At 30.9% G+C, this 14,013-nt stretch carries 17 protein-coding genes and 1 tRNA gene; 1 reads left to right on the top strand and 17 read right to left on the bottom strand.

Annotation, left to right across the window (positions count from 1 at the left end):
* Both H9661_RS14985 and H9661_RS14980 read right to left on the bottom strand, forming a co-directional pair.
* Positions 1-85 (bottom strand) — tRNA-Tyr (locus tag H9661_RS14985).
* 182 nt (positions 86-267) lie between these two features.
* The gene (locus H9661_RS14980) at positions 268-705 is read right to left on the bottom strand and encodes a hypothetical protein (RefSeq protein WP_143317423.1); all 438 of its coding nucleotides are present in this window, start codon (positions 703-705) and stop codon (positions 268-270) included.
* A 108-nt stretch (positions 706-813) separates the two neighbouring features.
* Between H9661_RS14980 and yyaC the strand changes: the two genes are divergently transcribed.
* Positions 814-1,353, top strand: a complete 540-nt coding sequence (yyaC, locus tag H9661_RS14975; RefSeq protein ID WP_143317424.1) for a spore protease YyaC — start codon at positions 814-816, stop codon at positions 1,351-1,353.
* A gap of 41 nt (positions 1,354-1,394) precedes the next feature.
* Here the strand turns inward: yyaC and mreB are convergent, their stop codons facing one another.
* The 15 genes from mreB to H9661_RS14900 form a co-directional block, all read right to left on the bottom strand.
* Positions 1,395-2,432, bottom strand: coding sequence for a rod shape-determining protein MreB (gene mreB / locus H9661_RS14970; protein WP_143317425.1), 1,038 nt, complete (start codon positions 2,430-2,432; stop codon positions 1,395-1,397).
* Positions 2,433-2,519: 87 nt separating this feature from the next.
* Positions 2,520-2,771 (bottom strand): sporulation transcriptional regulator SpoIIID, encoded by a 252-nt coding sequence (spoIIID, locus tag H9661_RS14965; protein WP_143317426.1) that lies wholly within the window; start codon positions 2,769-2,771, stop codon positions 2,520-2,522.
* A 114-nt stretch (positions 2,772-2,885) separates the two neighbouring features.
* Positions 2,886-3,608, bottom strand: a complete 723-nt coding sequence (locus H9661_RS14960) for a M23 family metallopeptidase (RefSeq protein ID WP_191769609.1) — start codon at positions 3,606-3,608, stop codon at positions 2,886-2,888.
* A gap of 173 nt (positions 3,609-3,781) precedes the next feature.
* Positions 3,782-4,819 carry a stage II sporulation protein D gene (spoIID, locus tag H9661_RS14955; RefSeq protein ID WP_341480436.1) on the bottom strand — a complete coding sequence of 346 codons (1,038 nt, stop codon included), beginning with the start codon at positions 4,817-4,819 and terminating at the stop codon, positions 3,782-3,784.
* A 132-nt stretch (positions 4,820-4,951) separates the two neighbouring features.
* Complete coding sequence (gene murA / locus H9661_RS14950) at positions 4,952-6,211, bottom strand: UDP-N-acetylglucosamine 1-carboxyvinyltransferase (protein WP_143317429.1); 1,260 nt, start codon at positions 6,209-6,211, stop codon at positions 4,952-4,954.
* A gap of 21 nt (positions 6,212-6,232) precedes the next feature.
* Positions 6,233-6,871 carry a hypothetical protein gene (locus tag H9661_RS14945; RefSeq protein ID WP_191769607.1) on the bottom strand — a complete coding sequence of 213 codons (639 nt, stop codon included), beginning with the start codon at positions 6,869-6,871 and terminating at the stop codon, positions 6,233-6,235.
* Between the two features lie 131 nt (positions 6,872-7,002).
* Positions 7,003-7,413, bottom strand: coding sequence for an ATP synthase delta/epsilon chain alpha-helix domain-containing protein (locus H9661_RS14940; RefSeq protein WP_143317431.1), 411 nt, complete (start codon positions 7,411-7,413; stop codon positions 7,003-7,005).
* Between the two features lie 13 nt (positions 7,414-7,426).
* Positions 7,427-8,818 (bottom strand): F0F1 ATP synthase subunit beta, encoded by a 1,392-nt coding sequence (gene atpD, locus H9661_RS14935; RefSeq protein WP_143317432.1) that lies wholly within the window; start codon positions 8,816-8,818, stop codon positions 7,427-7,429.
* Between the two features lie 16 nt (positions 8,819-8,834).
* Entirely contained in the window at positions 8,835-9,683 is an 849-nt protein-coding gene (gene atpG, locus H9661_RS14930) for an ATP synthase F1 subunit gamma (protein WP_143317433.1), read from the bottom strand.
* Between the two features lie 39 nt (positions 9,684-9,722).
* Positions 9,723-11,237 (bottom strand): F0F1 ATP synthase subunit alpha, encoded by a 1,515-nt coding sequence (atpA, locus tag H9661_RS14925; RefSeq protein WP_143317434.1) that lies wholly within the window; start codon positions 11,235-11,237, stop codon positions 9,723-9,725.
* Positions 11,238-11,247: 10 nt separating this feature from the next.
* The gene (locus H9661_RS14920) at positions 11,248-11,787 is read right to left on the bottom strand and encodes a F0F1 ATP synthase subunit delta (RefSeq protein WP_143317435.1); all 540 of its coding nucleotides are present in this window, start codon (positions 11,785-11,787) and stop codon (positions 11,248-11,250) included.
* A gap of 2 nt (positions 11,788-11,789) precedes the next feature.
* Entirely contained in the window at positions 11,790-12,281 is a 492-nt protein-coding gene (locus H9661_RS14915; protein ID WP_143317436.1) for a F0F1 ATP synthase subunit B, read from the bottom strand.
* A 47-nt stretch (positions 12,282-12,328) separates the two neighbouring features.
* A complete protein-coding gene (gene atpE / locus H9661_RS14910) occupies positions 12,329-12,550 on the bottom strand; it encodes an ATP synthase F0 subunit C (RefSeq protein WP_143317437.1) in 222 nt (73 codons plus the stop codon).
* Positions 12,551-12,581: 31 nt separating this feature from the next.
* A complete protein-coding gene (locus tag H9661_RS14905; protein ID WP_143317438.1) occupies positions 12,582-13,265 on the bottom strand; it encodes a F0F1 ATP synthase subunit A in 684 nt (227 codons plus the stop codon).
* A complete protein-coding gene (locus H9661_RS14900) occupies positions 13,253-13,624 on the bottom strand; it encodes an ATP synthase subunit I (protein ID WP_143317439.1) in 372 nt (123 codons plus the stop codon). The genes H9661_RS14905 and H9661_RS14900 overlap by 13 nt, the downstream gene beginning before the upstream one ends.
* Between the last annotated feature and the right edge of the window lie 389 nt (positions 13,625-14,013).

Raw genomic sequence — 14,013 nt, 5'->3', positions numbered from 1 at the left:
TGGTGGATGAGGATGGATTCGAACCATCGAAGCAACTTGCAACAGATTTACAGTCTGCCCCCTTTGGCCACTCGGGAACTCATCCTTATATATAACTTTTAATGTCGACACTTATTGAAAGCACTCGAACCAACAATAGTTAGTATATATTTAAAGACTGTTTATTTCAACTCTCGAATACCACCTTTTAAAGAAATTAACTCTATAATACTAACTCATAATATATTTTTCTCAATATTAATATCCAATTTACATTTTTGTATCTATTCATTGTATATTTGCAAAATTAATATAAGGATCATAAATGCTCCTTATTGTTTTATAATCTTTTGATGATAATCTTTTATTTAATATTTTAAATATTTCCTCTGTCCCTCTCTCTTTATCTTCATCTTTCTCTTCTTTTCTTATCTTATCAATATCTACTTCTGACATATTTTTAATTATAGCTTGAACTTTGTTTATATTCTCTTCCGTCATACTACTTTCCATTGTTTCTTTACTCACTTTAAATATTGATTTACTCTCATTCACTTTTGTATTTAAATTGTCAATATTTACACTATTGTCTACATTATCGTTGAAAATTTCCTTTGACTTTTCTTCTACACTATAATTACTACTTCTTTTTGGCTCCCAAACCGCAATAGTATATATAGTTACTCCCAATGATATTAACATTAGCAATCTCAGTAAATTCTTCACTTTACCAACTCCTTTATTTTGATTTATTTCCACTATTTGTTTTTTTATACTTTCAAATACTATTTTACACTTCTTATTCATATATTTAGTCATAGGGGGTGTAAACGCGTGGTAAAAAGAAAAATTCATTATAAATCTGCACTGTCTTATTATGAAATTGCCGAGGGGATACGTGATTTTATAAGAGATGATTCCATAATTGTTTGTATAGGTACCGACAAATGTATAGGTGATTGTCTTGGCCCATTAGTTGGAACTATCTTAAAAGATAATCTATTTCCTCTTCCTATATATGGAACAATAGAAACTCCTATTCACGCATTAAATATTGATGATCGCTTGGAACAGATAAATAAACTTCATCCTAATGCATGTATAGTTGGCATAGATGCTTGCTTAGGTGAAACAAAATCAATAGGAGAAATTCATACAAGAGATTATGCTATTCATCCTGGTAAAGGCGTTGGCAAATCACTTCCTGATGTTGGCATGGCATCTATCATAGGTATTGTTGATACTAGTGATAACGCTGATTTTTTTTCTTCTCGCTCAATTAGATTATCATTAGTTTTAGATATGGCTAGAGTAATCTCCAAAGGAATCCTTCATGCATATTACTGGAACAAAGGTATAAATGTAATTATATAAACAAAAAGATTGGAAATATATATAATTTCCAATCTTTCATTCTATTCAAAAATTAATGTGATTTCTTGGGAGTTTTCTGAAAAATCCAACTTATCTAACAAACTTAGCATCTTTCCTGTGCCTTCTACAACACATTCAACTGAATCTTCTGCTACATATACGCTAACACCAGTTTCGAATTCAATAAGCTTATCTAGACCATCTAAAAGGGCTCCTCCACCAGTCATTAGTATACCTTTCTCCATTATGTCAGCAGCTAATTCTGGAGGACTGCTTTCTAATACAGCTTTTACGCTTTCAACAATCGTGTACGTAGATTCTTGTAAGGCTTGCCTAATTTCATCGGTCGATACTTCTATCTCGTCAGGTAATCCACTTACTAAATTTCTACCTTTCATTGTAGTGATAAGATTTCTATTTCCTTTGAAAGCAGTTGCTACATTTATTTTTAAGTCTTCTGCTGTCTTTTCTCCAATCATTATTTTATACTTTGTTCTAATGTATTTAATAATTGCTTCATCAAACCTATTTCCAGCAACCTTTATTGATTTTCTTACTACAACTCCGCCCAATGAAATGATGGCAATATCACATGTTCCACCACCTATATCAACAACCATAGCTCCATTAGGTCTTGTAACTTCAATTCCAGCTCCAACAGCTGCTGCTAATGGTTCCTCAATAATGTGAACTCTTTTGGCTCCCGAATTTCTTGTCGCGTCTATAACAGCTCTCTTCTCAACTTCAGTTGCTTGAGAAGGAATACATACTACTACATTAGGTGCTACTATATTTTTCTTTCCAACTGCCTTTTTTATGAACTCTTTTAACATCTTTTCTGTTATATCATAATCTGAGATTACCCCATCTCTCAATGGACGTACTGCGACTATATTTCCTGGTGTTCTCCCAATCATTTTTCTAGCATCTTCGCCTACAGCTAAAATCTTATTATTATTTTTATTTATAGCTACAACTGAAGGTTCTTTAAGTATTACACCTTTTCCTTTTTCATATATCAATACAGTAGCCGTACCTAAATCAATTCCTAATTCTGCTCCCCTTCTTAAAAACCACATTTATTTCACTCCTAATATCTTTTTTACAGGAAACTACAATATTTTTGCAAATTCTCCCTAAAGATAATTATATATATTTTACTATTATCATTCAATAGCTTTGTATTTTAATTTTGTTGCTTTTCCACCTCTAATATGTCGTTCAGCTTTATTTAATTCCAAAACACTATGTGTTTCTTCTGCGATTCTGGAATTTATTTTAGGTAGTCTTTCAGTCATGTCTTTATGAATGGTACTTTTACTTACTCCAAAAACTTTTGCAGTTTTTCTAATTGTAGCCTTAGAATCAATAATGTATTGAGCCACCTGTAGTACCCTTTCTTCAATGTAGTCTTTCAAAATGCTGCCTCCTTAACTAACTATATTTATAATTATGCAAGCTTTATCTGTTAAATTACTTATTAATCAGTCACTTTCTTCAAGAAAATGACTGATTAATATTATTTGCATTTATTATTGCTTACTTTTGTACGAAAAATACTTCAATGGATCAACTTGTTCATTATTTGCGTTAAATACCTGTATATTTAGGTACTCTTTATTGTAATTATCACCAAATATTTTTACTGATGTGCCAACCTTTCCTATAACTGTTCCGCCAGTTACTTTATCTCCTTGCTTAACCAATGTCTTTGAATCTAAATTACAATATTTAGTCTTCATTCCATTTGCATGTTTAATTAATATAGCTATTCCTTCTTGCACATCACCTTGCCCAACATTTTCAACTACTCCATCAGCAGCTGCTTTAACATCTGATCCAACCTTAGCTTGAACATCAATACCAGATATAGTTCTTAATTCTTTATCATTTATTTTCACTGGTTTTGGATATGTGTATCCTCTTAATAACGCTCCTTCTGTTGGATTTTTAAACTTAACATTATTATTAGTCATCACTGCTTTAGTAGCATCCTTATTTTCCTGATTTTTTTGAGTATTTTCTACTCTTTCCGCATTAGGAACTTGACTACTAACATCTTTATCTTTATCATCAACATTTAAAGTAATTTCTTGTTTTTGATCAGCAACTTCAGATTTCGATTCTGAAGTGTTTGCTTTCTTAAAAGCAATTGTTGCTACTGTAGTTACTATGCATAAGCAAATAAACAATACAACGTAAAAGCCCTCCTTTCTAAAAAAGTCTTTTACCTTTTGCTTATAGTTTTTATCCATATAAACACCTCCTTTTTGTATTATTTCCTCAAATAATAAATTAATACATTATTTACATAATTTTATTGCACCAAATTTCTACAAAATAAATAAAAAGCTATTTGAAACAATTTCTATTTCAAATAGCTCTAAAAACATTCTCTCTTCATCAATTTTTCTTATAGTTAAATCTACTAATTATTATACTTAATTTTCTCTATTTCAATTCCATTATAATAATGTTTCAATATTTCCGTGTAGCCTTTTCCTTCTTTAGCCATTACATTTGCCCCCCATTGACTCATTCCAACGCCATGTCCATATCCTTTGCAATCTATCTTTATTGAAGAACTTCCAAATTCTAAAGTAAAATTAGCAGAATTGATATTAAATATTTTTCTAAACTCCACTCCTGATATTGTTATACTATCTATCTTAATTTCTTTTACTCCTCCCCCATCAGTTCTTGATAAAATGCTAATACTAGATTTTAAGTTTTTTTCATCTAATTTGACCTTAGGATATTTTTTTTTAATTTTTGATAAAAACTCTCCATTTTTAACTTCCGTAACAGTTTCAAATTTCTTCGCTATTTCTTCTCCATGACTATCTGTTGACTTCAAATATGGAACATTATCAGCAAATACATCTTCAGAATTTTCTGTTTTTCCTGAACTAATTGCAAAAAATTGAGGATGTTTAGCTATTTCCCCTTCATAAACAAGTACTTCCTCTTTTGTAGAATTTACAGCATTAAGTATTCTATTCCAATTCTTTTCCCCTTCTGATTTTGACCAATTATTCATTCTATCTTCTTTGCTCATATATACCTGACAATGAGTAGAATTACATATTTCAGCACCATGAGCTTCTTCACATGGTGATAATCGTCTTGAAAAATAAAATGTTCTCGCAGCTACAGCCTGAGCTTTTAATGCCTCATCTCCAAAATCTGCTGGCATCTCAGCTGCTACAACTCCTGCTACATAATCTTCTAAATTAAGTTCCACTATCTGTTGTTTTTTTGTATCATACATTTTCACTTTATCTGTTCCCTTAACTTCTATTCCTTCTCCTTTTATATATTTTATAGAATGATCATCTATCTTATATTGATTTATAATATTAGGTTTAATAACAAATATTACACAAAACAACACTAAAAAGCATATTATAAACCCTGTCATTGCGAAAATAACTTTAAATTTGTTTAACATTTCCCTTATGTGCACTAACTTTCCTCCTATACGAATCATTATTTTATTTATATGCTTATTTAATGATTCATATAACTTATTTTATTTTTTGTTAAGTTCAATAAAAAAAGGTATCTATACCACCTAAAGACAGTATAGATACCTTTTTTATTTACTGATTCTTATAATATCTGCACCCAAATTTTTGAACTTTTCTTCCACATTTATATAACCACGATCTATGTGATATATATCATTTATTTCTGTTTTTCCTTCTGCTATTAACCCAGCAAGAATCATTGCTGCTCCTGCTCTTAAATCTGTAGCTTTGACTTCACATCCAGTTAGATTTTGAACACCTTCAATAAATGCTGTTCTTCCATCAATCTTTATTTTACTTCCCATCCTTGCTAATTCTGCCACATGCATAAACCTGTTTTCAAAAACAGTTTCTGTAATTATGCTAGATCCATTAATAATGCTTAATAGGCTCATCATCTGTGGTTGCATATCTGTAGGAAATCCTGGATATGGCATAGTTTTAATATCAATAGGCTTTTTATCCCCTCTACCATCAACAATTATACAATCATCTTTTTCTGTAAATATGATTCCACATTCTTTTAATTTCTCTATTAACGGTCTTAAATGTTCTTCATTAACCCCATTGATTTTGATTATACTATTTGTTATTGCTGCCGCTATCATAAATGTTCCGGCTTCAATTCTATCAAAAATAGGTTTATAGGTGATTCCTTTTAATGTTTTCACCCCATTTATAACAATTTTTCCTGTTCCAGCACCATCTATATCAGCTCCCATCGATATTAGAAAATTTGCTAAATCCCATACTTCAGGTTCTTCTGCTGCATTTTCAATTATTGTTGTTCCCTCTGCCAGTACTGATGCCATCAATATATTTTCTGTAGCTCCAACAGATGGAAAATCCAAATATATTCTATTTCCTATTAATTTCTTTGCGCTAGCCTCAACAATTCCATGACCTATATTAACATCTGCTCCTAATGCCTTAAATCCTTTTAAATGAAGATCTATAGGCCTACTACCTATATTACACCCTCCTGGTAAAGATAATTTACAATATCCAAACCTAGCAAGCATTGGTCCCATTATTAAGAATGATGCTCTCATCTTTTTTATTAATTCGCTATTTGCATCAGCTGGTATAATATTCTCTGTATTAATGGTAAGGCTGTTATTTATTTTAGAAATGTTAATATCACAATTTAATTCATTTAACAAATTACATATTACATTAACATCTTCTAACATAGGAGAATTTTGTATTATAACTTTATCAGGACATAAAATTGTTGCCACTATTATTGGTAATACTGAATTTTTTGCAGAACTTATATTTACTTCACCACTAAGTTTATTTCCACCTTTTACTATTATCTTTTCCATATTTTCCTCCATAATGAATTGTTAGTATGTTGCAAATATTACTGGTGTCCCAATAATTAAGTAAGAGCCTGTATCATAACTACTTACTGCAAAATTTACCCTTTCTCCATTATATATATAACCTGTTCCAACATAACCATTATGGATTGCTAGGGTGTTTATGTTCGTAATCTCTTGTATGTTTTTTATATTATCTATTGTCTCTTCTATATTTTTTATTTTTCCCTTTATATATTGAAAATATCTTATATGAAAAATATTTTTAGTTTGCAATTTAGTCAATTCTTTCATCAAAAATCCTAAGTTACTATCTTTATTGTAATTTATGATTTTTATTTCCACCATTGTCTTGTTATTTTCCTCCCAAATAGAGGCTTGTATATCAAAAGTGCTAGTCCTACTACTTATCTCATCTTCCATAACATTACAATTAGCATTAGCAAAATTCTTATTTATATTTTTTACTATTTTCTTAATTTCTTCCTGTTTTGAATTATTTGTGTTATACCTTGCCATGACACCATTTTGTGTAAAATCGCAAGCTTTACAAATTCTACTTTCAACGTTAATTATTCCTTCATTCTGTTTCCCATATGAATATACTGACTCACTAAAAAAGGAAAATAAGAATACTAGAATAAGGCATATTTTATTTTTCATGTATACACCCCACCTTTCTTCTTTAATTATGGTCAGCTATCTTTTTTTTATTCATTTTATTTCTATACTATAATATATAAATTTTACGCTTTTTGGTGAAAATTAATTTTTTATAACAAAAAAGAACACTCCTATCTGGAGTGCTCTTTTAAATCGATTCTTGCTAAAGCTCTTGCTAGTGCTAATTTAGCACGTTGAACATCGTATTTAGAATAATCTTTTAACCTATTTTCTGCTCTTTCTTTTGATTCTAATGCTCTATCTAAATCAATATCCTCTGGAAGCTCTGCAGCATCACAACAAAATACTAATTCATTATCCTTAACATTAACTACACCTTTTGAAGTAAATAATTCAACCTTACTTCCATCATTTCCTTCAACAACTGTAACACAAGGTATTGTACTTGTGATTATTGGAGCATGGTTATTTAAAATTTCTAAACTACTATTTACTGCTTTTGAAGCAAATCTCTTTACATCATCTTTTTCCATAACCACTTTATTAAGAGTTATTATTTTTACTTTTAAGGTTTTGGCCATAATTATCAGCCCCTTATCCTAAAGTCTTTGCCTTTTCTACGGCTTCTTCTATAGTCCCTACAAATATGAAAGCAGATTCTGGTATATCGTCATGCTTTCCTTCTAATATTTCTTTAAATCCTCTTATAGTGTCCTTTACTGATACATATTTACCTTTAATTCCAGTAAATTGTTCTCCAACTGTAAATGGTTGAGATAAGAATCTTTGTATTTTTCTAGCTCTTGTTACAACAGCTCTATCTTCTTCAGATAATTCATCCATACCAAGAATAGCAATTATATCTTGTAATTGTCTATATCTTTCAAGTATATTTTTAACTTCTGTAGCAACATTATAGTGTTCTTCACCAACAACTCTAGGATCAAGAATTCTTGAAGTTGATTCAAGTGGATCAACTGCTGGATAAATACCAAGCTCCGCTACACTTCTTGATAAAACTGTTGTTGCATCTAAGTGAGAGAAAGTTGTTGCTGGCGCTGGATCTGTAAGGTCATCAGCAGGCACGTATACAGCTTGAACTGATGTAATTGATCCATGTGTTGTTGATGTAATTCTCTCTTGTAGTGCTCCCATTTCAGTAGATAATGTTGGTTGATATCCAACAGCTGAAGGTATTCTACCAAGTAGAGCTGATACTTCTGATCCAGCTTGTGTAAATCTAAATATATTATCTATAAATAGAAGTACGTCTTGACCTTTATCTCTGAAGTATTCTGCCATTGTAAGTCCAGTTAATGCAACTCTCATTCTTGCACCTGGTGGTTCATTCATTTGTCCGAAAACTAGAGCTGTTTTTGAAATAACTCCTGAATCCTTCATTTCATGATATAAGTCATTACCTTCTCTTGATCTTTCTCCAACTCCTGTAAATACAGAAAGTCCACCATGTTCTTTTGCTATATTGTTAATTAACTCTTGAATTAATACAGTTTTACCAACACCTGCTCCACCAAATAATCCAATTTTACCACCTTTTTGGTATGGTGCAAGTAAGTCTATAACCTTAATTCCTGTTTCAAACATTATAGGTTCAACTGATTGATCTTTAAAACTTGGAGCAGGCCTATGTATAGGATAAGTTTCTTTACTATTAACTGGTCCTTCATTATCCACAGGATTACCAAGAACATTAAATAATCTTCCTAGAACTTCTTCTCCAACTGGTACTGCAATAGGTTTTCCTGTATCTATTGCTTCCATACCTCTTCTTAATCCTTCTGTTGCTTCCATAGCTATGGCTCTAACTATGTCATCTCCCATGTGTTGTTCTACTTCTGCTACTAAAGTCTCTTCTCCCATTTTAATGTCTATAGCATTATATAGGTTAGGAAGAGAATCAGAATCAAATTTAATATCAATTACTGGTCCAATTACTTGGACAACTTTTCCATTCTTCCCAGGCATCTAAAGTACCTCCTTACTAATTTTGAGCCTCTGCTCCACTAACTATTTCAGTAATTTCTTGTGTTATAATTGATTGTCTTATTCTATTATATTTCAAATTCAAGTTTTCTAATATATCATTTGCATTGCTTGTTGCTCCATCCATTGCAGTCATTCTTGAACTTTGTTCACTGCATTTTGAACTAAGCATAAGTCTTCTTAACTTTCCTTTAAGATATACTTCTAAGGAATCTGTTAGAACTGTTTCATAATCTGGTTCAACAATTTGATCTACAGAAGTTCCTTCTAGTTTTTTAACTGGTAAAAGTAGTTCATCTTTTACTTCTTGCTTTACAGAAGATTGAAATTCTGTATAAACAATATGAACTTCTGAAACTTCCTTTGAATTATAAAGAGACAATGCTTTTTCACAAATGACTTTAACTTCCTTTGCAGTTGGAATATCAGGAATATCAACATATTCAGATACTGTTTCAAAACCAGCTCTTTTAACATAACCAATTCCTTTACTTCCAACGGTAATTACGCGAGTATTATTCATATCATTTTCAACTAAATTCTCAAGAAATGTAACTACGTTATTATTATATCCACCACATAATCCTTGATCTGAAGTCATTACTATATATAATTTTTTTTCGCTATTATTACCAGAAAAATAAGGACTTACGAAATCAGATTCAGCTGATGCTAGCGATCTAACTATTTGTTCAGCTGCTTTCATGTACTCTTCATTAGCACTTAATTCCATCCTACATCTTCTAAGCTTAGAAGTGGCAACAAGCCCCATGGCATTTGTTATTTTCTTAGTACTTTGTACTGATTTCATTCTTCTCTTTATTTCTATCAGTCCTGCTGCACCCATAAGTCCACCTCCTAAAGAATTGCATAGCTTTGTTAAAAGCTATGCCTCTTGTAAAAATATCTTTTTATAGCTAACTACGGCTTCCTCTAGTCCAGACTTAATTCCATCAGTTAATTCCTTATCATCAACAATTTGTTTTAATAAATCTCTTTGATGTGTATCCATATATTCTAAGAAGCCTTGTTCAAATTTTCTTATATCACTTACTTTAATATCAGAAAGGAAATCATTAACTGCTGCATAAAGGATAGCAATTTGCTTTTCAACATCCATTGGTTGATATTGTCCTTGTTTTAGCACTTCCATTAATCTCATACCTTTTTCAATTCTTCTCTTTGAATCCTTATCTAAGTCAGATCCAAATTGTGAGAAGGAAGCAAGTTCTCTATATTGAGCAAGTTCAAGTCTTAATGTACCAGATACTTGCTTCATAGCTTTAATTTGAGCATTACCACCAACTCTTGATACTGATATACCTGCATTAACAGCTGGTCTTACCCCTGAATTGAATAAATCAGATTCTAAGAATATTTGTCCGTCTGTAATAGATATAACGTTAGTTGGTATATATGCTGTAACATCTCCAGCTTGAGTTTCAATTATTGGTAGAGCTGTTAAAGATCCTCCGCCAAGTTCTGGAGAAAGTTTTGCTGCTCTTTCTAGTAATCTTGAATGTATGTAGAATACATCTCCAGGATATGCTTCTCTTCCTGGTGGTCTCCTTAGTAATAATGACATTGTTCTATAAGCAACTGCGTGCTTAGATAAATCATCATATATAACTAATACATCCTTACCTTGATCCATAAAGTATTCACCAATACTGCATCCCGCATATGGTGCTAGGTATTGAAGTGGTGCTGAATCAGATGCTGTTGAACTTACTATTACAGTATAGTCCATTGCTCCCATTTCTGTAAGTGTATTTACTATATGTGCAACAGTTGATTGCTTTTGACCTATAGCAACATATATACATATTACATCTTTACCTTTTTGATTTATTATTGTGTCTATTCCTAAAGCTGTCTTTCCTGTTTGTCTATCTCCAATGATAAGTTCTCTTTGACCTCTACCTATTGGTATCATTGAATCAATAGCCTTAATTCCTGTTTGAATTGGTTCGTTAACAGAACTTCTTTTTATTATACTTGGAGCTGGTGTTTCTATAGCTCTATTTTCTTTAGAAGCTATAGGTCCTTTTCCATCTATAGGTTTTCCTAAAGAGTCTACTACTCTTCCTATTACTGCTTCACCTACTGGAACTTCAACTATTCTATTTGTTCTCTTAACTATGTCTCCTTCTTTAATTCCTTCTTCTGAGCCTAGTAAAACACAACCTACGTTGTCTTGCTCAAGGTTAAGAGCCATACCGTATACTTCATTTGGGAATTCTAATAATTCTCCTTGCATGCAATCGTCTAGACCATATACTCTAGCTATTCCATCACCAACCTGAATTATTGTACCAGAATCTACTGTTTCAATATGCTTTTCATATTTTTCTATTTCTTGTTTTATAATAGAAGTTATTTCTTCTGGTTTTATATTCATGGACTCACCTCTATTCTCTCTTAAGCATTAAATCTTTCATTTCGTCTAGCTTTGATTTGACAGTTCCATCTATAACATCATTTCCTACTTTTACAAAAACTCCGCCTAAGATACTTTTGTCAACTTCTGTAGTCATGATAATATTTTTATCATACTTTTCTTCAAGTTTTTTCTTCAAAGCTTCTACTTCACTCTCTAATAGTGGTACAGCTGTTTTTACTGTAGCTATAAGAGTGTTATTTTTCTCAAGATGAATTTTTTCCATCTCATTATATTTTTCTCTAATAAATGATATTCTATCTTTTTCAATAAGTATTAATAAGTAAGATAACAAATCTTTATCTATATTATCCTTAAATATATTAACAAATGTTTCCTTCTTCTTATTTGTACTTATTTGAGGATGTTTAATAACTTTACCAAACTCTTCGTTATTATCTATTAGATCACATATTTCTCTAAGGTCTCTTAGATATTCCTCAACTTTATCTTTTTCTTCAGCAATCTGATATAAGGCAAGAGCATATCTTTTATCTAAATATTCATACATATTTAATTACCTACCTTAGTGATAAAATCTTCTATTAATTGCCTTTGCTTTTCATTATCTTCAATCTTTTCTTGAAGAGCTTTAGCTGATATATCTATAGCTAAATCAACTGCTTGTTTCTTAAGTTCAAACTCAGCCTTTTCTCTTTCACGATTGATTTCTGTCTTAGCTCTTTCAATGATAGTCTTAGCTTCTTTATTGGCATCAGCTACTATTTCATCATATACCTTGCCCGCTTTATCCTTTTGAACTTCAACTATCTTGCTACCTTCTTCTTTTGCTGTCTTTAATATTCTTTCATTTTCAACAAGATATAATCTTGCTTTTTGAGAATCTTCATCAGCCTTTTCAATTTGAGAATTAATATAATCTTCTCTATCTTGGATGGCTAATTTAATTTTATCCCATAGAAAATGTTTTAATATTAATATTAATATTATAAAGTTTATAATTGTTAGAATAAGGGTAGTTGGTTCTAATCCTAATTTATCCATTTTCTTATAGCCTCCCTTCGGAGTCAATCTAAGTTAACTCTTAATTTTTATGATAATACGAACATAAGTATTAATGAAACAACTAATCCATAAATAGCTGTTGCTTCTGAAAGACCAGCTCCTAGGATAAATAAACTTTGAATCTTACCTGATGCTTCTGGTTGTCTAGCAATAGCTTCTGCTGACTTTCCAGCTGCTATACCTATACCAATACCTGCTCCAATACCTGATAATACAGCAATACCTGCTCCTATAAGTGCTAAATTCATCATAATTCTTCCTCCTTAAAATTCGCTTTTTTTAATGATGTTCTGCTGTAACTTTAATATTTATTACAGTCAACATTGTAAATACTAACATTTGAATCAATCCATCAAACACATCAAAATATGCATGAAGAATGACTGGTAACCCTATTCCTGCTATAAATGCTACGCCTTCTAATGCTTCATAAGCAAGATCTGTAATTATTACAGCTGCTACCATATTACCAAAAAGTCGTAGTGCTAAGGAAAAAGGTACAACAACTCTTTCCATAAGGTTTAGTGGTAACATAAATATACTAGGTGATGCTAAACCTTTTAAGAAACCTAACAAACCATTTCTTTTCAATGCATTTGCATTGATAACAACAAATGTTGATATTGCAAGACCGGCTGTTACACCTAAGCATGCTGTTGGTGGTTTAACTCCTACTAATCCTGTTAGGTTCAAAGCCACTAGAAAAACTATAAGTGTTCCTACATAAGGTATATACCCAACATAGTTTTCACCCATATTGCCTTTAACAAGATTTTCAACAGCCCTATATAAAGATTCAAGTGCTATTTGAACTTTACCAGGTTCTCTTTTTAAGTTTCTTGTTAAAAGAAAAGACACTACTGCTAAAATTAGCATTATTATCCACTGCCATATAACCTGTTTACCGATTATAGCTGTGAATCCACCAATGTCAAAAGAAAAAATAGGTTCTACTGCTTCCAACTCTTACCACTTCCCTCCTTCGATATTATACAATAGCCTAATACTATAAAATGTATCATATAGCCAACTAAATATGATATTATTAGTTCGAAATTATGTATAAATGGAAAAACACAAATGAGTATAAAAAAAATTCTAGCTATCCTAGAAATAACTAGCATAAAAGAACTTTTCCCCAACCATTTTGTTGTTTCAAACACACTTATTATAAAGTTGACCACTGATACAAATATTCCTAGTAAAAAAACTAATGCAACTTGTTGATTAAAGATCAGTCCAATAATTAAAGACATAAATAATCCACAAATCATATCATATTTTGCTACAATTGAAATAAGCTTATTCATCTCTTTACTCATCTGACAATCTTCATCCTTTCGACCTAGTAATTATATCTCCAGCTGAATTATTAAGAAAACCTTAATTATAAGCAAATCTACTTAAAAATGACCATTTTTTAAAAATAATTACCATTATTGCCTGATATCTTAAGTAAAGTTCTCCACAGTTCGTTTTGCATGAATTTGCTATCAAAAAATCATTTTTTTAAATATTCTGAAATATCATTTTTCTACAAAATATATGTGATAACATTTTCATTCTCATTATTTTATAATTTGCTTAAATAACTTGTCGAAATTTTTTCATATCGTTACTTTTATTGCTTATAAATCAATTCCCTCATAATTTATGCTACAAACAATTGACACTTCTTTATAGAATTTATTCATAAAATTCACTATAAAAT

This window comes from Clostridium cibarium (assembly GCF_014836335.1).
GTDB lineage: Bacteria > Bacillota > Clostridia > Clostridiales > Clostridiaceae > Clostridium > Clostridium cibarium.
This window is presented reverse-complemented; position numbering and strand designations above follow the sequence as displayed.

What these genes read in the sequence shown, in the direction of transcription:
- atpG (WP_143317433.1), bottom strand. Translation starts at nt 9,683, where the DNA reads ATGGGTGCAGCAGGACTGATAGAAATAAAGAGAAGAATGAAATCAGTA.
- murA (WP_143317429.1), bottom strand. Translation starts at nt 6,211, where the DNA reads ATGGAAAAGATAATAGTAAAAGGTGGAAATAAACTTAGTGGTGAAGTA.
- H9661_RS14900 (WP_143317439.1), bottom strand. Translation starts at nt 13,624, where the DNA reads ATGAGTAAAGAGATGAATAAGCTTATTTCAATTGTAGCAAAATATGAT.
- atpE (WP_143317437.1), bottom strand. Translation starts at nt 12,550, where the DNA reads ATGAATTTAGCACTTATAGGAGCAGGTATTGCTGTATTATCAGGTATT.
- H9661_RS14960 (WP_191769609.1), bottom strand. Translation starts at nt 3,608, where the DNA reads ATGGATAAAAACTATAAGCAAAAGGTAAAAGACTTTTTTAGAAAGGAG.
- H9661_RS14945 (WP_191769607.1), bottom strand. Translation starts at nt 6,871, where the DNA reads ATGAAAAATAAAATATGCCTTATTCTAGTATTCTTATTTTCCTTTTTT.
- H9661_RS14940 (WP_143317431.1), bottom strand. Translation starts at nt 7,413, where the DNA reads ATGGCCAAAACCTTAAAAGTAAAAATAATAACTCTTAATAAAGTGGTT.
- H9661_RS14915 (WP_143317436.1), bottom strand. Translation starts at nt 12,281, where the DNA reads ATGGATAAATTAGGATTAGAACCAACTACCCTTATTCTAACAATTATA.
- H9661_RS14920 (WP_143317435.1), bottom strand. Translation starts at nt 11,787, where the DNA reads ATGTATGAATATTTAGATAAAAGATATGCTCTTGCCTTATATCAGATT.
- mreB (WP_143317425.1), bottom strand. Translation starts at nt 2,432, where the DNA reads ATGTGGTTTTTAAGAAGGGGAGCAGAATTAGGAATTGATTTAGGTACG.
- atpD (WP_143317432.1), bottom strand. Translation starts at nt 8,818, where the DNA reads ATGCCTGGGAAGAATGGAAAAGTTGTCCAAGTAATTGGACCAGTAATT.
- atpA (WP_143317434.1), bottom strand. Translation starts at nt 11,237, where the DNA reads ATGAATATAAAACCAGAAGAAATAACTTCTATTATAAAACAAGAAATA.